This is a genomic window from Hoeflea sp. CAU 1731, from assembly GCF_039888615.1.
GTDB lineage: Bacteria > Pseudomonadota > Alphaproteobacteria > Rhizobiales > Rhizobiaceae > Flavimaribacter.
In genome coordinates this window covers 131,560-151,997 of record NZ_JBDQQS010000003.1, presented here as the reverse complement: position 1 = coordinate 151,997, position 20,438 = coordinate 131,560, and the positions used below count along the sequence as shown (strand labels likewise).

The 20,438-nt window shown below is 59.5% G+C and carries 9 protein-coding genes; 1 reads left to right on the top strand and 8 read right to left on the bottom strand.

Annotated features, from left to right (window positions below; translation table 11 throughout):
- Window positions 1–13: 13 nt before the first annotated feature.
- Window positions 14–712, bottom strand: coding sequence for an SDR family NAD(P)-dependent oxidoreductase (locus tag AAFN47_RS07095; RefSeq protein ID WP_499808507.1), 699 nt, complete (start codon window positions 710–712; stop codon window positions 14–16).
- Window positions 713–800: 88 nt separating this feature from the next.
- Between AAFN47_RS07095 and AAFN47_RS07090 the strand changes: the two genes are divergently transcribed.
- Window positions 801–2,171 (top strand): DHA2 family efflux MFS transporter permease subunit, encoded by a 1,371-nt coding sequence (locus AAFN47_RS07090; protein ID WP_499808506.1) that lies wholly within the window; start codon window positions 801–803, stop codon window positions 2,169–2,171.
- Between the two features lie 4 nt (window positions 2,172–2,175).
- Here the strand turns inward: AAFN47_RS07090 and AAFN47_RS07085 are convergent, their stop codons facing one another.
- The 7 genes from AAFN47_RS07085 to AAFN47_RS07055 all read right to left on the bottom strand — a co-directional run bounded on the left by AAFN47_RS07085 (window position 2,176) and on the right by AAFN47_RS07055 (window position 20,168).
- Window positions 2,176–3,204 (bottom strand): alpha/beta hydrolase, encoded by a 1,029-nt coding sequence (locus tag AAFN47_RS07085; protein WP_499808505.1) that lies wholly within the window; start codon window positions 3,202–3,204, stop codon window positions 2,176–2,178.
- A 6-nt stretch (window positions 3,205–3,210) separates the two neighbouring features.
- Window positions 3,211–4,941, bottom strand: coding sequence for an adenylate/guanylate cyclase domain-containing protein (locus AAFN47_RS07080; RefSeq protein WP_499808504.1), 1,731 nt, complete (start codon window positions 4,939–4,941; stop codon window positions 3,211–3,213).
- A 36-nt stretch (window positions 4,942–4,977) separates the two neighbouring features.
- On the bottom strand, window positions 4,978–11,316 hold the full coding sequence (locus AAFN47_RS07075; RefSeq protein ID WP_499808503.1) for a PKD domain-containing protein: 6,339 nt from the start codon (window positions 11,314–11,316) through the stop codon (window positions 4,978–4,980).
- Complete coding sequence (locus AAFN47_RS07070; RefSeq protein ID WP_499808502.1) at window positions 11,313–14,174, bottom strand: PKD domain-containing protein; 2,862 nt, start codon at window positions 14,172–14,174, stop codon at window positions 11,313–11,315. The genes AAFN47_RS07075 and AAFN47_RS07070 overlap by 4 nt, the downstream gene beginning before the upstream one ends.
- Window positions 14,174–16,531 (bottom strand): FecR domain-containing protein, encoded by a 2,358-nt coding sequence (locus AAFN47_RS07065; protein WP_499808501.1) that lies wholly within the window; start codon window positions 16,529–16,531, stop codon window positions 14,174–14,176. Before AAFN47_RS07065 ends, AAFN47_RS07070 begins: the two co-directional genes overlap by 1 nt.
- Before the next feature lie 314 nt (window positions 16,532–16,845).
- The gene (locus AAFN47_RS07060) at window positions 16,846–17,325 is read right to left on the bottom strand and encodes a cyclic nucleotide-binding domain-containing protein (RefSeq protein ID WP_499808500.1); all 480 of its coding nucleotides are present in this window, start codon (window positions 17,323–17,325) and stop codon (window positions 16,846–16,848) included.
- Window positions 17,326–17,387: 62 nt separating this feature from the next.
- The gene (locus AAFN47_RS07055; RefSeq protein ID WP_499808499.1) at window positions 17,388–20,168 is read right to left on the bottom strand and encodes an ABC transporter transmembrane domain-containing protein; all 2,781 of its coding nucleotides are present in this window, start codon (window positions 20,166–20,168) and stop codon (window positions 17,388–17,390) included.
- Window positions 20,169–20,438: the final 270 nt, after the last annotated feature.

Below are 20,438 nucleotides of genomic sequence, written 5' to 3'. Positions count from 1 at the left end.
TGCCCTTAAAGAATCAGAAGCGCTCGACCCAGGGGCGCAGGCTGAGTTCGTTCGACCAGGCCGATCGGTGCTGCCGAATGATAGACAAATAGCTCTCGGCGATCGCATCCGGATCGAGCATGGAATCAGGATTGTCCGGCGCTTCGGTCCTGCCCGGATTGCGGATTCCTCCATCTATGTTGACCCAACAGACATGGACGCCCTGCGGATGGAGTTCGCGCGCCATGGACTGCGCCAGGCCGCGCTGGGCGAACTTGCCCATGGCGAAAGAGGCGGAATTGGGAAATCCTTTCACACCAGCCGAAGCGCCAGTGAAGAGGATCGTGCCGCGCACGCCGTTTTCGCCGTCCTGGTCCAGCATCCGTCGCGCAGCCGCCTGGCCGACGAGAAAGGCGCCGAACGCCGTAACTTCGATGGCGTTTCTGACAGCTTCCGGATCGAGTTCCGCGATCGGACCGCGAACCCGGGCGGACGGATTGTAGACCACGACGTCAAGTCGATCGCCGATCGAGGCAAAAAGCCGTTGGACATCGTCGACATCGGCTGCGTTGCAGGCAATGGTTTCAGCTTCCGTTTCGTCTGCGAGCTTTTCCAACTTGTCGGTGTTTCTCGCCGCCAGCGTCAGACGATAGCCGTTCGCATGCAGCAGGCGGGCCAGAGACGCCGACAATCCGTCGCCGACGCCGACAATGAGCGCTGTACTTTCAGTCATTGTTGCAAACTCCTGTTCATATCTCCAAAGTTAGGATTCAGGGACTGGACCGCCAGTGCAAAAACGGGACGCGGGGAAATAACTTCTCATGGCGGCTTCAATCGGAAGACCGGACAGCCGGAAATGGTGGATGCTCGCCGCGATGGGAGGCGTCATCGGCATCATACTTCTCGACGAAACAGTGGTCGGGGTGGCGCTGCCGACGATACGCCGCGACCTCGTCATGTCGGAAGGCGCGTCGCACTGGGCCATCAACGCCTATTTGCTCGTCTTCGCATCGCTGGCCGCCGCCGGCGGCAAGCTCGGCGATATTTTGGGCCATCGCAGGCTGTTCCTGGCGAGCCTCGCAGTGTTCGCCCTGTCGTCGCTTGCCTGCGGATTTTCAGAGAACGGAACCTGGCTGATCGCGGCCCGCGCCATCCAGGGCATCGGCGCCGCGGCGATTTTCCCGTTATCCATGGCGCTCGCCACGATGCCTTTCCCGCCGGAAGAGAGAGGAACAGCGCTTGGAATTTACGGCGCGATCGGCACGACCTTCCTGGCGCTCGGCCCGCTCATCGGCGGATTTTTTACCGATATTCTGTCCTGGCGATGGATCTTCTGGATCAATCTTCCAGTCGTCGTGTTCGTGGCGGGCATCGTCGCCACGGGCGGGCGCGAGACGCCTAAAGGGTTGAATACGGGCCCGTTTGACATCATCGGACTCGCCAGTCTTGTCACATGCGTTTGCGTTCTGACCTTCGCCCTGATGGAAGCGCCGTCGCATGGCTGGTTCAGTCCGTCGATCCTCTCGTTCATTGCGATCGGTTTGCTGATGGCGGCGACGTTCATTGTGGTTGAGCGGCGCAGCTTTGCGCCGCTGATCGAGATCGATCTCTTCGCCAATTCCGGGTTCGCCCTGTGCAATCTGGTGATCTTCATGGCGCAGTTCAGCAAGATGGCCATGATCGTCTTCGGCGCTGTGTTCCTTCAGAACGTTTTGCACATGAGCCCTTTCATGGCGGGACTGGCGCTGCTTCTCGCTGTCGGCCCGGTGCCGATACTGGCGGGACCGTCGGGCCGCCTGGCCGATCGCTTCGGCGCCCGGCCGCTGGTGCTGTTCGCGCTGGTCGCCGTGACGGCGGGGCTTGTCTGGATCGGCCTGACGATGGATCGCGACAGTTACTTGCTTCTTGTTCCCGGCCTGCTTTGCTGGGGCGTTGGCGTGACCTTCATATTCGCGCCGCCAAGGAGCGCCGCGATGAAGATGACGCCTCCGGAAAAGCATGGTCAGGTCGGCGGAATCGTCATGAGCGCGCAGCTTCTGGGCGGCACGTTCGGCGTGGCCTATTGCAGCGCGCTGTTTTCCATGTCGAAAAGCTTTCCTGTGGTGTTCCTGGGAAACGCCGCCGTATCCGCAGTCATCCTGCTGCTTGCGTTTCTCTATATGAAAGACGACAGGCGCAAGACGGGCGCCTGATCGCTTACCAGGCGGTTTGCAGCCAGTTTGACATGGCGCGCTGGCAATCGATTCCTTCAGGAATTGCGCGGCTGAAACTGACAAAGCCGTGAATCTGTCCGTCATAGACCAGATGGTGGACATCGATCCCGTCCGCCTGCAGCCTGTCGGCATAGGCGGCGCCCTCGTCGCGCAAGGGGTCGAAACCCGCCGTTACGATGCACGCTTTCGCAAGGCCCGTCAGATCCGTCCGTATGGCCGGCGAGGCGCGCGGATCCTGCATGTCGCCTCTGTTTTCGAGATAGAGATCGACAATCCACATGCCCCTGTCGCGCGGGATGATGTAGGCGTTCTCCAGTTCCTCCATGGATTGGGTCGACATGCTGGAATCGAGCGACGGATAAATGAGAAGCTGCAACTCGGGCGGCTGGAAGTTCCGGTCCAGCGCTTGTTGGGAAACGACAGCGGCGAAGTTGCCGCCAGCGCTGTCGCCGCCGACACCGACTTTGGCGGGATCGCCGCCAAGGCCTTCCGCATTATGCCGGACCCACCGATAGGCGGCGATCGCATCTTCCACGCCGGCCGGAAACTTGTGCTCGGGCGCCAGCCGATAATCGACTGAAACGACGACGCAGCCGGACCATTTGGCGAGCCTGGCGCACAGGCCGTCATGGGAATCACAATTGCCCTGGATCCATCCGCCGCCATGATAGAATACGAGGATCGGCAAGAGGCCTGCCTCCCGGGGGTGGTCGCTGTAAAGCCGCGCCGGTATGGGCCCTTCGGCGCCCGCTACAGTCATGTCTTCCCTGCGGAGCAGCGGCGGCGCGGGCTCATCGAAAACGTCGATAATTTTCTGCGCCTGTTTGCGGATTTCCCCGATCGTCGGAGGACGGTCGCTCTGGACAGCTCTCGACAGACGGCCGAAGGCCTGCGCCTTAGGGTCCATGACGCGGTGCGCCAGTCTCTCTCTTCTTCCGGCGTACAGCAAACGGACAATCGGGGCGGGGAGGCGCGTCGGGATAAAAGCAACCAGGCCGGATGGTTTCACCATGATTTGCTATGCCGCGTCGGACTCGGATTTCCCCGGGCCGTCATAGACGAAGACCTCGATCCGGTCTTTCTTTCCCTTCACGGCGATCGGCTCGATCCGGCGCGCCTGGCTGGTCAATTTGGCCGGCAACTGTTCGTGGACATTGCGCGAGATCCAGGTTTCGTCCGGTCCGGCCTGACCGCAGAGGCGGGCGGCGAGATTGACGTGATCGCCAAGCACCGTGAAGTCCTTGCGCTGGTTGCTGCCCATGGCGCCGACAACCACTTCGCCGACATTGACGCCGATGCCGATCCTCAAGTCCGCCTTCGAGGTCAGCCGCATTTCTTCCATGACCTGCATGATCGCGAGCGAACACTCGACCGCATGTTTTGACTGGTTGGCGCCCCCGAAAACCGCCATGATCTCGTCGCCGACGAACTTGTCGATATCGCCATGATTGGCGACCACGATGTCCGTGATCCTCTGGAAGTAGCTGTTGAGCACCTCGACCACTTCTTCCGGCTCGCGGGTTTCGGAAAAGGCGGTGTAGCCGCGGATATCGGCGAACAGGATCGCCACGCTGCGACGTTCGCCGCCAAGGGAAACCTCGCGGTCGGAACTGCCGCTGATGGCCTTCATCGTGCCTTGCGATACGAATTTCTGCAATTCGAACCGTTCAGCCAGTTGAACGATCATCTCGTTGAAGCGCTTTGCCAGATCCCCGATTTCGTCGCGGGAGCGGACATTGTTGACCCTGACGTCCAGATTTCCCTTCGCGATTTCGATCGCCGCCTCGCCGATGTGGAGGATCGGACGTGAAATCCTGAGCGCGAAGAAGGCGGCGCCGAGCATTGCTACGGAGACGCCGATGCCGAGCCATTGCAGCAGACTTCGAATCATGTCCCTGATCGGGGCATAGGCGTCTGCTTCGGATTTCTCGACCACGACCGCCCACGGCAAAGCTCTCGCAAGGGTGATCGCTCCAAGCGAAATCGATCCGTCGGCAAGTTGAAACGGTTCGACGGCGATGACAGCCTGTCTGGAAGACAGCATCTGCTGCGCCATCACCGATACGCTTTCGTGCCCGTACTCGCCCTCGGTCGTGCCATAGACTACACCGCCTTCGCCGTTGATGACATGGATGGCGCCGGTGCGCGCAAAGGGATGTTTGGTGATGAAGCGTTTCAGGCGCTCGAGATTGATGCGGGCGTAGAGGGTCGCATTCCTGCCGCCGATGCCTCCCGGAATGGGCAGGCTCGCCGTTGCCAGCCAGTCGCCAGTTTCGGCGATAAATTCGACACTGGTCGCGCTTTGCGACGATTCCGTCTGTGGTTGGGCGTCTTCCGGGTCGACCTGAAGAATGCTGACGGGATTTTCGAAATGCTCCGCCAGCGTGCTGACATAGGCTTCCTGCGAGACAACGATCGGCCGCGGCACTCCTTCTATGTTGATCTGCAGGGAAACCACGTCCGGAAGATCGGCGATGCCCTGTTTGAGCAATGTGATCTTCGAGCGAGAATCCAGCGTTTCTCCGCCGATCGCATTTCGGATCAGATCAAGCGGCACGAACAGTGAATACTCAAAGAAGGCGTTGAACTCGTTCGTGACCTGTCGCGCGGTGCTGACCAACTGCTCGTTGGCGGCGCTCTTCAATTCGTCGCGGGCCACGCGAATGATCGACTGGCCCGCGACCACGAGCGGCAGCACCGCGATCAGCGCTGCGAAGATCATCATTTTGGAACGAAGGTTAAAACGCATCGTCTGCCCGGTTCTGCTTCAGGAAGGACAACGGTCTTACTCCAGTTGCGACAGCGTTGTCGACGCTTCCCTCGTCGTGGTCCGTATCGTCATGACATCCGTGGAAACGCTGCAGGCCAGACCATGAGGATCTCCCGCAGTCAACTCCACCTCCACAACGCCCGGTTCGGTGAATTCCACACGGGCTTTCTCGCCGTCGAGCTCCAGCCCGTTGGACAGGATCCAGTAATACTCCAGATGATCGCCATCTTCGTCGGTCGATCGGCTGGCGTCGAGGATCAGGGAATCGTGAGCGCCGCCAATGAGAAGGTCGATGTCCGGTCCGGCGTCGGCGACGGGCGGCGCGTTGACGAAAATCTCCACCGCCTGTTGCGTGGCCGCGCATTGAGAACCGGTCGCGTCCGTCACTGTCAGAACGGCGCGATAGGAGCCGGGTTTGCCGTAGCTGTGTTCCGTGACCGGCCCTGTGGCGACTGTTCCGTCTCCAAAGTCCCAGTGATAGGCGATCGCTTCGCCATCAGGGTCGAAGGACCGGGAAGCGTCAAATACAATGTCTTCGCCAGCGCAGGTCTTGCGAACGACGTCGATGATTGCGACCGGCGGCCGATTGATGGTGATGCTGCGCGAAACGGGTGTCTGCAGCACTTCACCCGCACGCTCGACCGGCAGGATTGCGTTGACCGAATAGACGCCGGATTTCGCATAGGAATGAGTGGTGGTTTCGCCACCAGCGCTGTTTCCGTCGCCGAAGGTCCAGGTCGCCCGGCTGCTGTCGGCTCCTTCCGGCAAATTGGTAAGCGCGAAAGGCGCGGGCTCGCCGACGCAGGCGATCGCCGGGCCGTCGATCTCGCTTGCCGGCGCCGGCAGGACCGTCACCTCGAAGAGCACTTCGTCGGCGGCGTTGGCAAGGCCTGTCCCGTCGTTCACTTTGAGGGTGACTGCGTAGAGACCGGGCTCTCGCCAGATATGGCGTATTTCAACGCCCGTGGCAGCGGCGCCGTCGCCGAGATTCCAGTTATATTCCGAGACGCCTCCGTCGGGATCGGAAGACCTTGCGCCGCTCAGCAGGAGGGGCTTGTTGACCTCGACGACTGGCGTCGCGTCGATCTGCGCCATGGGCGCTGCGTTGACCGTCACCAGATGGATCGTTTCCGTGCTGGCGCAGCCGCCGAGATCTTCCGTCGCGCTGGCCTGCAGCCGGACATGATAGAGGCCCGGCTTTTCGAAGACATGGCTGACCTTGCCGCCCGACGCGATGACGCCGTCGCCGAAATCCCACTCATAGGCGGCGATGACGCCGCCTTCGACGCTGGAACCAAACCCGTCGAACACAACCTCTTCTCCGGCCGCGACCAAGGTCGGGCCATTGACGACCGCGACCGGCGCCTGAAGGATCGTCACCTGGATGTCGTCGGTGGAAATCGGCGAGCAGAGCCCCAGATTGTCTCCCTCGATCTGGAGAGAAACGCGATAGACGCCGGCGTCGTAATAGATGTGCTCGGGGCGGTCTCCGCCGCCGGTCTGGCCGTCGCCGAAGTCCCAGGAAAAGCGATTGACGACGCCGTCCACGTCGCTTGATTCGGTTCCGTCGAAACGAATAGGGGTTCCCGCGCAGACCTCGATGTCCGAACCGGCATGGGCTTCCGGCGCCGGCAAGACCGTCATCAGCGCCTCGTCGGAATGGGTCGCGTTGGCGAGGCCGGATTCGTCGCGCACCGAGAGGCGCACCGTGTAGGCGCCTGGATCTTCGTAGACCTTGGTCGGATTGATGATGGTCGACTTGTTTCCGTCGCCAAAATCCCATTCGTACAGAAGAAGGCCGTTGTCCGGATCGATGGAGGAACTGGCGTCGAAGACGAAGATGTCGCCGACGCATGCTTCCTTGTCTTCTCCGGCCTTTGCCAGCGGAGGCCGGTTGATCGACACGGTGAGGGCGTCGGTGTCGGTCGAGTTGGCGAGGCCGCGCCCGTCGTCTGTCGTCAGCAACACCGGATAGACGCCGCCGGTCTCATAGACATGCTCGACCTCGGCGCCGGCGGCTTTCGAACCATCGCCGAAATCCCACATATAGGTCAGGCCGTCATTGTCTGGATCGGCTGAGGCCCCGGCGTTGAAGACGATGCGCAGTTGGTCGCTGACGATGTCATGACCTGATTCCGCGACCGGTTCGTGGTTCACCTCGACCGTAAGTTCGTCCTGAGCTGTGCGGTTCGATGCGATGCTGTCATCCGTCACGGTCAGCGTGATCGTGTAAATTCCCGGCTCATCGAAACTGTGTTCGACCGTCTCGCCTTCCAGCGTCTCCTCGGTGTTCTGGATATCCCAGCGCCAGTTGGTGATCGAGCCGTCCCGGTCGGTGGAGCCTGCACCGGACAGAATGAACGCCTCACCCGGAGCGACCGAAAGATCCGGTCCGGCTTCGGCCGTCGGCTGGTCGTTCACGGTGATGAGGATCTGCGAAAAGTCGGTCGCATCTTCATGACCTGTGTCGTCATAGATCCGCAGCTCAACGGAGTAATAGCCGGGTGTTAAGAATGCGTGGTTGACGACGTCTCCTTCCGCGCTGTTTCCGTCGCGGAAATTCCACAGATATCGGGCGATTTCGCCGTCCGGGTCGCTGGATCGACGCCCGTCGAAAGTCAGCGTTTCGCCGGGCGCCGTCACCACGTCGAAACCGGCGTCTGCGACCGGGAGAGCGTTGACGATCACCGTCATCGTATCCGACGCGTCGTTGCGGATGGTTCCGGAACTGTCGACGACATAGAGGCCGACGTCATAGACGCCGGGACTGCGGTAGGTGTGGGCGACCATTTTCCCGGTTCCGCGCTGGCCGTCGCCGAAATCCCATGCATAGGAAATGATTTCGCCATCCAGGTCATAGGATTGCGACGCGTCGAAGATGACTTCGGATGCGGTGACGTGCTGGTCCGGGCCGGCCTCGGCGACAGGCGGTTCGTTGATGACAATGGTCCGTTCGCTGATGGATTTCTGATTTTCCAGTCCGGAGTCGTCACGGATTGTCAGCCGCGCCACATAGGTACCGGATTTTTCGTAGAGATGACTGACCTCGCGGCCGCTGGCGGTGTTTCCGTCGCCGAAATCCCACTCGTAGGAGAGAATGTTTCCGTCCGGGTCTTCCGACTCGGCCGCGGAGAATTCGATTGCTTCGTCGATCGCGGCCGGCCGGTCTTTCGGAACCCTGGCGACCGGCATGGTGTTGGGACGGTCGTTGATGGTGACCGTGAGGCTGTCGCTGCCGAATGCGTTGGCCTGACCTGAATTGTCAGTCACGGTCAGGACAACCTCATAGGATCCGGGATCGAAGTAAGCGATGGACCGTTTCTGACCGATCGCCGTCTTGCCGTTGCCGAAATCCCAGTGGTAGGAGACGATGCTGCTGTCGGCGTCTGTCGACTCGCCGCCGTCGAAATCGATCCGTTCGCCGACAATCGCCGTGATGTCCGCTCCCGCCTTGGCAATTGGCGCTTCGTTGGGCTTTTCCTCGACAAAGACCTTGAAATCGCGCACCGTGACGCCGCTCGGAAGTCCGGAATCGTCGGTCAGTGTGAGCGAGCCTTCATAGACGCCCGGCCGATCGTAAACATGGTCGATGACCGGTCTGTGGGATGCGCCGCCATCGCCGAAGTCCCAGGCGAATTTGATGATATTGCCGTCCGGATCCTGCGCCGCGCTCGCGTCGAACTGGTGGGGGACTTTGGTCTTGAGGCGCAGCGTCTGCGGAACATCGGATTGCGGAGCCTCATTGGGCGCATGGGTGACTGCCACCGTGAACTGTCTGGCGGTGACGGCGCCGCGAAGTCCGGAATCGTCGCTGACGATGACGCTGACCACATAGTCGCCAGGTTCGGCGTAGCTGTGAAAGGCGGTCTTGCCGGAAGCTACGCCGCCATCGCCGAAATCCCAGTCCACCGACATCAGATTGCCGTCGACATCGATCGAGGCGGATGCGTCAAATTCGATGATCTCGTTCACGAAAGCCGCGCGGTCGCCGCCGGCGGTCACGATGGGCGACTGATTGTCGCGATTGGCGACGACAATGGTGAATGAGGCGGCGGATGTGGCGTTGTCACGACCGGAATCGTCGGTGACTTCGAGCGTCACCTCGTAGGCGCCTGGCTTGTGATAGGCGTGATCGACAACCAGACGGTCGGCGGTCTGTCCGTCGCCGAAATCCCATTTGTAGTCGAGGATGGAGCCATCGGCGTCGCTCGACGCCGAACCGTCGAAAGTGACGATCTCGCCGACCAGGGCCTGCCGGTCGCCGCCCGGATCAGCAATCGGCGGCATATTGCCGGGATCCGGCACGGAGATCGTCTTCGTGATTTCCGTCACCGCGTTGCCGAGATTTGAATCGTCTGTCAGCTTGAGAGTAACGGAGTAGTCGCCGGGATCGCGGAACATGTGCTTGAAGGCGGTCTTGTCGGTCGTCAGGCCGTCGCTGAACGACCATTCTATGGCGGTGATTTCTCCGTCGCTGTCGAAGGCGCCGGAAGCGTCGAAAATCTCCGGTGTATTGGGCCGCATGATGTCGGGAATGACAGCGGCTGCGCCGTCCGGGGAGGCATTGACGAAAACGCTGACCGTATCAGTGGAGATGCTGTTTTCCGCGCCTTTCCCGTCATCGACGCGCAACGAGACAGCATATGTTCCCGGTTTTTCGTAAGTGTGTTCAACCTTTGCGCCTGTCGCTGTTGCGCCGTCGCCGAAATCCCAGGCGAATTGGTGCGTATCGCCGTCAGGTCCGATCGGATCGCCCGCATCGAAGGCGATGGCGTCGCCGAAGGCTATCCGGCGATCGCCGTCTGTTTCAGCGAGCGGCTTTGCATTGACCGTAACCTGGTGGGCGACAGAGGCGCTGTCGCAGGGGTTTCCGGCGGAATCCGTGACGGTCAGCTCAACCGTGAAGACGCCGTGATTTTCAAACACGTAGATGGGTTTGCCGAAATCCGGGTCTCCCTCGTTCTGGACGATTTCTCCGCCATCGCCCATGCGCCAGTGATATCGGCTGATATGGTTGCCGTCGGGGCGGGGTTGCGTTGTCGAACCCGCGCCGTCGAAAAGGACTTCTGCGCCCTGGGCGACGAGGGCCGGCGCTTTGAGGCGCGCGACCGGCGGCGGTTTGACGAAAAACGAAAAGTCGGTTGCGCTCCCGTTGGCGATCATGCCGCTGTCATTGAAAACCTCCAGCCGCGCAGGGTAGTCGCCCGGCTCTTCGAACTGTTGCATGATTTCCGCTCCGGAGAGCATCTCGTCGCCGTCGTTCAGTCGCCAACTCCAGGCGAGTGGTCCGCCTCTCGGGTTGACCGACGCGGAAGCGTCGAACGTCATGTCGCCGCATACGCCTGGCTGCAGACTGTATGCGACTTCGGGTCTCGGGTAGGGCGCGAAAACATGCAACGGCAGTTCGATGGCGACCGGCTGTTCCACCGCGTCGTCGCCGTTGACCGGCGCTCCGATGAACACCGTGACGTCGTTGGGAGTTTCACCGCCTTCCGCAATGGTGACGGAGCCCATGCGGCCCGGCTCCGAGGCGTCGAGTTCCACGCGGCTTCTGCTCCACTCGCTCTTCCGCGAAGCTTCAATCGGAACGGTGCGGAAGCGGCCCGCATAGGCGACATGTCCGCCGGCGGAATCATAGTTTTCCACGACGAGCGATTTGGCGCTGTCCGGTATCCGAAAGCGCAGTTCGACAAACGTGCCCCTACGAGAGACCTGGAAGGTCGGCATGTAGCTGTAGATCTCGAGAGCGTCCGGCTGGATGTTGCCGGTTTCCGAGGTGCTGACTGCGACATCGAAGACGTTGCCTCCGTCGCCGTCGACGCCTTCGACGGCCAGCACGAACTCCCGTCGGGCGTGGCCTGCAGGCTTGCCGTCCTCGGAGTCAAAGACGAAGAGCCCCTGCCAGGTGTCGTCAATCTCCGGGTCTGTCCCGAACTCGATGGAAGTAATGGCTTCGCCTTCAACGTTTTCCTGGACGACGCCGTCTTCGTCGCGCCACAGGCGCATGTCGGAACCGGCGCCGTACAGGCTGAAGCGCGTATGCCCCCTGTTGAAACCGATCGTCTCGTCGTGCTTGCCGCCATTGTCAGGGTCGAAGACCCGCAAATAAAGCGCGCCTGCATCCTCTGGCACCGAAAAGCGGATGAACTGCCGGAAGTCGTGATCGCCCTCGATCCGGCGCGCGGCCGGGCCGAAGGTCACGAGCGCCCGGGTGTCGGCGTATTCGTTGTCCTGTGCAATAGCCGTACCGTGCGAACCGCCAGGCGTGATCTGGACCGGCAGGGTTGCAAGCAGGAACGTCGCCGAGGCGAAGGCGTGTCTGAAGAGGGATGCGCGGATATACGAAAATGTCATTCTTTTGCGCCTGCCTCCCTGACCGTGACGGTGAACGCCGCCTCGTTCGTCTTCGGTTCTTCGCCGTCGTCGGTCACGACCAGCCGCACTTCATAGTCTCCCGGATCATGAAATGCGTGGTAGGGGCGCCGGTCGGACGAATTGCCGCCGTCTCCAAAGTCCCACTGGTATCGCATGATGTTCCCGTCCGGATCGTAGGACGGCGAGCCGTCGAACCGGACAATCTCCTGCACGCCGACCAAAAGTTCCCCGGCAGCGATCGCCACGGGTTCTATGTTTTCCGCCGGCAGCACAGTTATGGTTATGCTGTCTTCGTGTTCGAGACGATCGCCGCTACGGCCGTCATCGGTGATTTTCAACCCGACGCGATAGGTTCCCGGAAACTGGTAGATATGTCGCGTGCCGACGCCTGTGGATCGATTGCCGTCTCCGAAATCCCATTCATAGGCGATGATCGAACCATCCGGATCGTTCGACCCGGCGGCGCTCAATGCAATGGAAGAACCGGCGACCGTGGTTACGTCCTCACCGGCGTCCGCTATCGGTCTCTCATTAGGTCTGTGAGCGACGTCGACCTGAAACCCGATCGTGCTCGATTGCTTGTTCAGGACTCCATTGTCGGTAAGCGTCAGCTTTGCATCGTATACGCCCGGCGCGTCGTAGCGGTGTTCGATGACTGGGCCCAGACCGAACGTCCCGTCTCCGAAATCCCATTCAAAGGCGATGATCGAGCCGTCGCGATCGTCGGCTTCAGACGCGTCGAATCGCAATGGCTCGTGCGCCATTGTCCGAAACCGCGACGGAAAATCGATGAGCGGCGCCCGGTTGTCCGGAGGCGCGACAGTGACGACAAGCGTATCGATGGCTTCGCCCTTGTCGTTGTCCCTGATTTTCAACGTAACCGGATAGGCGCCGGGCTCCCAGTAGGTGTGACTGACTTTTGGCGTGTTCGCGCCGGTGGCGTCGCCGAAATCCCAGTCGTAGACGAGAACCGAACCGTCGCTGTCCGCGGAGCCGCTTGCGTCGAGCGCGAACGGCTTGCCGACGGCGGCGGCGCGATCCGCGCCGGCGACGGCCTGAGGCTCCATATTGGCGGCGTCGCGCACGGTAACTGTGATCGTCTCGGAATCCCTGGCTGTGTCAAAGGCAGAATCGTCGAGGACAGAAAGGGTGACCTGATAGGCGCCCGGTCGGCGCCAGGCGTGCTCGGTGACCTGTCGAATGGACTCGGCTCCGTCGCCGAAGTTCCAGTGGTGATAGATCACGGAACCGTCCGGGTCGTGGGATGCGGAGGCGTCGAATTTCGCGATCTCGCCAGTCAGCAATTCGCGATCGCCGCCTGCGTCCGCGACCGGCGGCGCGTTGATCTCTATGGTTCCCGTTATGCTGCCTGTGTTGCAAGGATTGTCAGCGGAATCGACAACAGTCAGACCGATCGTATAGTCGCCGAATTTTCTGTAGGCGTGGACAGGCTTGCCGAAATCCGGATCACCCTCGCGCTGGATAAGCCTGTCGCCGTCTCCGAAGTCCCAATGGTATTCAACGATGTGGTTGCCGGCCGGCCGATCGACTGTCGATGAGGCAGTTGCGTCAAACTGCACCTCGGCGTCTTGCGCTGCGAGAGACGGATTTTCGAAGGCGGCCACGGGACGGGGCTTTACGTAGAAGGAGAAGTCGAAGGCGTCCCCGCTTGCCACCATGCCTGTGTCGTCAAACACTTCCAGGCGACCCGTATGGTCTCCCGGTTTGACAAAAACATGAGTCAACACCGCGCCGGGTATCCAGGGGCCTTCGCCGTCGAACCGCCAGAAGTGGGTGAGCGGGTCCGTGTCAGGATCAATGGAGGCGGACGCGCCGAAACGCATTTCCAGACAGGCCGTCTGGCGCTTGTTGAAGCTCGTCAATGGTCGTCGATTGAACGCAAACACCCGCAACGGAAGTTCCACCGGCACGGGCTTTGCGACGGAATTTGCGCCGTCCATCGGCGCGCCTGCGAAAACGGTCAGATCGTTCGGCGATTCGTTGCCGCCTGCGAATGTCACCGATCCGAGGCGGCCCGGCTCGTCGGCTTCCAGTGTAATCCGGTCGCGTATCCACTCGCTTTTGTTGGATGCTCCAAGCGGGAGCGAACGGAAGCGGCCCCCATAGGCGATTTCACCACGCGCCGCATCGAAATTCTCGACATCCAGCGCGTCCGCATCTTGCGGAACTCGGAAGCGCAGTTCGACAAAAACGCCCTCTTCGGGTGACTGGAACGTCGGTACGTAGGAATAAACGCTGGTTCCGTGGGGAGCGACATTTTCATTTTCCTGCCGGCTGACGAAAACGTCGAAGACGTTGCCGTCATTGCCGGACACCCCTTCTATTGCAAGCACGAATTCGCGCGCTTCTCCCATCGCAACGCCGTCCGAGGCGTCGACCGTGAACAGAGTGACCCATTGACCGTCGGCCTCGCTGTCCGACCGGAATTCGACAGAGCCGACCGGTTCGCCCGTGACGGTTTCCTGAACGACGCCTTGGGGATCGCGATAGATCGTGGTTTCGGACCCGTTTCCATAGAGGCTGAAGCGGGTTTGTGTGTCAAAGCCCGCCAAGGGTTCGTCATGGGCGCCGCCGACATCGGGGTCGTAGACGCGGATATACAGTCGGCCGGCGTCCGACGGAGCGGAAATACGAACGAGTTGCCGATAGTCGTGGTCGCCCTCCGACTGCGCAGCGCGCGGTCCGAACGTCACCAGAAGCGGCTTGTGCGCAGTCGATTCAGGGTCTTCGGCGCGGACCGGAAGCAGGGCGCCTGCGACAAAGACTGCGGCGAGAACCGACGCCATGGCCGGTTGCGTGTGACGGCGCAGCGGCATTACTGGACAAGCCTCACATTATTGACGTTGCCGGCGACATCGGCGATTTCGATCTCAAAAATCATTTCACCCTCCCCGATCGGAATTTCCGTGCTTCCCTGATAGGCCTTCCTGATCTTGTTGAAACGCAATACGCCGTTGTGTTGCTGGTCGCCCGAGCGGATGTTGAAACGCGACGTCTTCGCCAGGCCGGACGCATCGGATGCTCCGATATTCAGCGAAACAAGGGTTGTGTCGCCTTTTGGCGTAACCTCGATGTTCTGAAGTGTGATGGTGGGCGCTTCGGTGTCGAAAATCACCGTGCGCTTGTCGATCGTGACCAGGCCGACCGCATTCGTGGCGACGGTTTCAATCAGGTTCGGTCCTTGCTGCAATTCGATTTCGACATGGGCGGCGCCATTCTTCGCTCTTGCCTCTTGGCCATTTATGATGACGCTCGCCGGTTGGTCCGTCTCCACCGCCAACCGCAGCAACGGCTCAGACGTCACGAGCGGCGGCGGGCTTGAAAAGCGTATCGCGGGCGCTGTGTCGAGAACAATGGCTTCGAGAGGTTCTTCGTAAGCGTGACCCGAGGGGCTCGTCACCCGGATTGCAAGGTTTTCCTCGTCGCTGGCGAGAGGAATGTTGACAAGGAAGGCGCCGTCCGGCTCCGCATAGGTTTCCGAGCGGATGGCCCCGCCGGCGTCAAGGACCGATATTTTGGCGTCCGCCTTCACCTTGCCGGACAGCGTCAGGGTTTCGCCAGCCGTCAGGAATCGGCCGCGCTCGTCACGTATCAGGGCGCTGTCAAAGGCGATGTTGGTATTCTCGTCCCTGAGATAGGTGAATTTTGCAATGCGCTGTGTTTCGTTGCCGGCCCTGTCGATGGCTGTCACCCTAACGCTGTTTTCACCTTCAACAGCCTCCATTTCATACCCGAAGCGGCCATCGGGCCCGATTTCGAAGCGGTCGCCCTCGATGATGATTTCCACTTCCGGTTCGGTTTCGCCTTCCAGCGTGACGGACGCCTTGCGAAGGATTGCGTCCGGTCCGGGGGCGAGGATCTTGAGGAATGGCGGCGTATCGTCGAACCGGACTTCGAATTTGCGCACCGTGCTCATTTGCCCTGGCAGGCCGAAGGCGTCGATCGCCGCGACGCGCCAGAAATAGCTGCCGGGATCCAGTTCAAGGTTTCCGACCTGCGCGCCGTCAATTCCGAAAAGGCTTTTTTCCATACGGTCGAAACGCGGGTCGTAGGCGATTTCCACCCAATACTGTTCTCCGCCTCCAATCGATTCCCACACGAGTTCTGCGTTGTTGCCGTAGATCACCGCGCCTTCATCCGGCGAAAGCAGATGGACCCGACCCTGGATTTTGACCTTTTCCTCAGGCGCTCTGCCGTTGCGGATCACCGCGCCCTCATTGCGACCGAGCACCGTCGTTTCCCCGGCTGCGGTGACGGAAACAGGTTTGACGTCGAAGTTCGAAAACTTGGCGCCGGACTGGTCCTGGCTGACCCAGAAACTCCCTGAATCGATCGTGGCGTCGGCGTTTGGCAAGTTGACTTCCAGGCGGTTTCTATTGGTCTCCGATGCAAGCAAAGCGTAGAAATCGCCCTGCACGAGACTGATCTGGGCGTCTTCGCTGCGTTGAAGCGGATCTGCTCGCATACGCTCGATAACTGCTTGGGAATTCGCGTTCAAACGCAGTCTGCTGGCGTCGCGGAACACGACCTGAGCGGTTGAACTCGACAGGGTCCTCAGCTTTTCCTGTTCATTGAGAACGGCGTTGAGTTCGCGTTGCGTCCAGCTGTTCTCCTGAATTTTCTGGCCTTCGACCCAGCCCTGCCGATCGCTGAGGCGCGCTTCGGCTTCAACGTCACGATTTTCCTGACTTTTTTTGCGAGCGGATTCCGCACGATCGATCGAGCGAGACGACAGCAGAATGCTCTCTTTGTAAACGCCGTTCTGCTTTTCTCTGATCGCCTCGTCGCGCAAGGTGATGGCGTTTCGGATCAGGATGGGCGCAAACAACTGGGCGCCGGCCTCATTCGCGAGTTGAATGCTCTCAAGGGATGCGGCGAGCGCCGTGACCGCCGTTTGCAATTGGCTTGTCGGGAGTTGCAGTTCCTGGCCTTCGGCGATCTCCGTCACGTCGCTTATGTTATTCAGGCTCAAAATAATCGGCCACAAGTCCGGATCGTCGAGATACTCCGCCGCAATGTCGCGAAGATTGGCGCCAGGAAGCATGGAGATCGTGACGAACTCGTCTTCCAGGGCGAGCGCACCTGTCAACGCCTCGGAAGTCTGGGCGAACGCAAAGGTTTCCTCTCGCTCAATAGCGGGAAGAACGATGGCGATTGTTGTTAGCAATGCCAAGGCAGCCGGTCGTGCCAAACGCTCAAGCTTCAAGGCGAACCAAGTTCCCCAATTTCCTGCGCCCCGCAACACAGTACAGACGAAGTATATGTGATTACAACTGGAAACTTGGATGCCCCATGGGCTGCAATCCGGCGTTACTTGCTATTTACGCATCCGGTAACAGGAAATTTATATGAGACAACAAACGCCGCCGCAGTCTGTATTTTGTCTGCTTATGCGGATTCTCTGACCTCGGGGGTCGAGCCCTCTGAACCGAAAAAGGTTGCGACAGCCTGGCGTCAGGCGTCGCCGGACGGTCGTTCCCAGTTTAGTCAGTGGTGCTCTGACGTATGCTTTGCAAGTTCCATGCGGGCGTTCGCCAATTCGCGCGTGGCGTTGGTGATATCCTTCGCGAGCAGTTGCATGACATGGATGCCGATATTCGGAAATTCCGTGATCAGGCCGAGGAAGTACTCTTTCTTGATATTGAGCGCCTCCAGCCTTCCCTTCGCCCTGACGGTGGCCGAGCGGGGCGCATTGCACAGGATGGCCAATTCTCCGATAAGTGCGTTCTTGCCTACTTCGGCGACCAGAATTTCCTCTCCGTCCTTTTCAAAGATCACGTCGGCGTTTCCGTCGAGAACCACATAGGCGTTGTCGCCTTCCTTGCCTTGCTTGAAAATGATTTGTCCGTCGCTGAAAGTCACACGCTCGGACGAAAAAGCCAGCAGTTTGAGTTTGGCTGGATCAACCCCGGCAAACAGCGGGATGGTTCGAAGCATTTCAACTTCGCTGTTAAGGGTGCTTTTCATCAGCTGCGCCTCGATCTGCTGACAATTAAAAAATAACTGGGATCAATATATATCACCAATCTTCAAGCTCCGGCCAGTTCGCTTTTATTTGTGGAATCATCCAGCAATTTTCCAGGATTGTCATCACCCGTAATCTTGTTGCCTTCGAACATAAGCCCTCGATCGAACAATGTCGCGACGCTTTGGTCGGTTGGCGCCCAGATTATCGCCGGACCTCCATTCTCCGATGCCTTCGCCCGCTCCAGAATTGACTCCAGAATTCGCCTCTGCGACTGCGGGTCGACGCCCGACAGGGGCTGATTGGCAATCAGAACATCCGGGTTTTTGAGGATGGCGCGCGCCACATGCATTTTCTGGCGCTGGGTTTCCGACATCCGCTTGCCGCCCGAGCCGATGTTGAAGTTGAGGCCGATGCGGAACACGCTGCTCTGCAGCTCCAGTTCATCGAGAATTCGCAATATAGCTTCCGTTACCGCGTCCTCCGCGCCGGCCATTGTGGAAGAAATACGGCCGAGAAGGACGTTGTCCAGAACGCTGGCTGACGACATATAAGCGCCAGGATCGTAGAAATTGACCGGATTTTGCGGCAGTTCCTCCAGTTCCTGGCGAAGGGCCTTCCGCGCCTTGACGATCTTGTCCATCAGTTCATCGTCGAGAAGGCCGAGGCGGTGACGCGATTCCGTATAGGTGAAGGCAAGCCTGAGGAAACGTTTCTTGTCCTTCTCGTTGATGTCCTTGTAGCTGGTCGACGCCACCCTGCTGATCGCCTCGTTGTATTCGGGAAGTTCTTGCGGCTTAAGATATTCCAGCTGATCGAAGAATGGATTGTCTTCCGACAGGCCGCTGAAGAGTTCGACGGTCGTTTCGGCCACTTCCTTGCCCATGGCGAACAGAGGTTCTTCCAGGCCTTCGGAAGCCAGCAATTTGCGGATCATCTTGTTCGACGGCAGGTTTTCCGGCTCGTAGTCGGGATCCGACGACGTTCCGAAAAGCAGATTCTCTCCGATATTGGCGAAATTGTTGTAGTTGTCGTATTCGAAGGTTTCGACGGAGTTTTCGAGACCGAGTTCCGTGAAACTGGAGCGGAATTCGTTTCTCGCTTCCAGGATGCCTTTGCAGAATTCCTCGTTTTCCTCGGCGTTCACGGTTGCGCGCAGGCCGAAGGCGACAATGTCCTTCTGCATCGCGAGATCGCTTAAAATACGGTAGATTTCTGCATCGAGCTCTATCTGGTTCGAGACCCCGGCTTTGCCGTAGTCGATCCAGTCGACCTCCGCATTAAGCAGACTGTTTGCGGTCCGCTTGGCCTCGATGATCTCGAGTTTGGTCATCTCATAGTTTTTCGCTTCCTCCTCGGAAAGCTCAGGCGGGTGGTTCTTGAGAACATAGGTCAGCGTTTCGTAGATTGTCCCTTGCGGAAAGAACGTGTTGCTGTCGACATAGGAGATCAGCCGTCCGGCCATGTACTCCGGCAAGGCGTCCACTTCCTTGCCGTCGATCGTCAGTTTTCCGGAACTGATATCGGTGACGCGGGCAAGCGTTTTTGCAAAGACGCTGAGGGGTTCGCTGCTGTCGCTCAACAGCACGACGCGCTCCCCGATATCGATTTTCGTCGTTACGCCGTCGAGCAAACGGTTTCCGGAGTCGTCCAGCACCTGCACCTTGGAAAGGTTGTAGCCGGAGGCGAAGTGAGGAACTTCGCCTTCCGGAAGCGATTGCATGTCCGGATCCTGAAGATTGGGCACGGAGAACTGCTCGACGACCTGATTGTAGCGGGCTTCGGCCGTCAAACGCCGCTGATCATAGTCGAGGAGTCCCCGGATCGGTCCGGGCAGATCCTTGTAAGCCGCGATAACGGCGACAAGCTGACCGATATCGAGCGATCCGCGGATCGCCATGTAGCCGCCCACTGCATAAAACAGGAAGGCCAGGAACTGGATCAGCATGTTGCTGAAAAACTTGATGGAAAATTTGCGCTGATAGATTTCGAAGCGGATGAAAAACAGCTTGCCTAGACGGCTCGAAATTGTGGCGCGCTCGAAATTCGTCGTGTCGTTGGTATGGACGTCCTGAATGCCGTCGACGATCTCGCCGAGGCGACCGGCAAGTTCCCGCGACTTGATCTGGCGTTCGCGGCCAAGAGCGATCAGCCGGCGGCGCATCCTTGGAATGATAACCGCCTGGAAACCGATCACGACGAGCGTCAGAATGCCGAGATAGACGTTCTGGACGGCGATAAACCCGAAGCCGGTAATGGCTTGTCCGCCCATCAACAAGGGCTGCGTGTAGGCGTCGCCGATGAATTCTCCCATCGGTTCGACCTCGTTGACGATCATCGAGGAGACTTCCGACGACTTGACCTGGCGGAAATGCCTCAGCGGGTACCGAAGCACGCGATCGAAGAGTTCGTACCGCATCTGGCGCAGCATGCGCTCGCCCATGCGACCCTTGAAGGTGTTGATATAGCGCTTGAACTGGCCATTTACGGCAACCAGGAAAATGAACATGAAGGACAGCGCGAAAAGTAGCCCGATCCTGTCGAGTTCAAATCCTCCGAACAGGAGAACCGGCTGACCGAAGATGGCGTCGCCATAGGGTAGGTAGATTTCCATGAATTTGGAGGTTGCGCCTGGATTCTCGAAACCGTTGCCCTGAATCGGGCCATTGACGATCGATTTCGGCAAATCGAGCGTCATGTAGTAAGGAATCATCGACACGAGGATGACGACCAACATCCATATCTGGTCGTTCCTGGAATTTCTCCAGATATATTTGAGCAGACTGGGCTCCAGCTCGGTCGCCGGCCTCGGGTGCGCGTTATGATTGCGGCTAAGAGCGTTCATCACTTTTTCCGGTTCGTCAGATGTGTAGCAGCACACGGCATGAGCCGACTGTGCGTTTGCCCAGGCATGCGTTTGGGCATGCGCCCTGCATGCTCACCTATGCGAAGCCGGTAAATCAAATAACCCTCTCCTGCGGATCCGATGGCGCCTGACGGCAATTCTTGCATGTCGCCACAAGGAATGCGTTGTCGCAGATGACAACAGGCGAAGCAACGAATCCAGTAATTGTTTTACCCCGCGCAATTCTGAACGTTTTCATTTTGCCGCGCA

Bases quoted from the DNA above. Each gene is read 5' to 3' on its own strand.
- AAFN47_RS07080 (WP_499808504.1), bottom strand. From the start codon at position 4,941: ATGCGTTTTAACCTTCGTTCCAAAATGATGATCTTCGCAGCGCTGATC.
- AAFN47_RS07085 (WP_499808505.1), bottom strand. From the start codon at position 3,204: ATGGTGAAACCATCCGGCCTGGTTGCTTTTATCCCGACGCGCCTCCCC.
- AAFN47_RS07095 (WP_499808507.1), bottom strand. From the start codon at position 712: ATGACTGAAAGTACAGCGCTCATTGTCGGCGTCGGCGACGGATTGTCG.
- AAFN47_RS07055 (WP_499808499.1), bottom strand. From the start codon at position 20,168: ATGAACGCTCTTAGCCGCAATCATAACGCGCACCCGAGGCCGGCGACC.
- AAFN47_RS07060 (WP_499808500.1), bottom strand. From the start codon at position 17,325: ATGAAAAGCACCCTTAACAGCGAAGTTGAAATGCTTCGAACCATCCCG.
- AAFN47_RS07070 (WP_499808502.1), bottom strand. From the start codon at position 14,174: ATGCCGCTGCGCCGTCACACGCAACCGGCCATGGCGTCGGTTCTCGCC.
- AAFN47_RS07090 (WP_499808506.1), top strand. From the start codon at position 801: ATGGCGGCTTCAATCGGAAGACCGGACAGCCGGAAATGGTGGATGCTC.
- AAFN47_RS07075 (WP_499808503.1), bottom strand. From the start codon at position 11,316: ATGACATTTTCGTATATCCGCGCATCCCTCTTCAGACACGCCTTCGCC.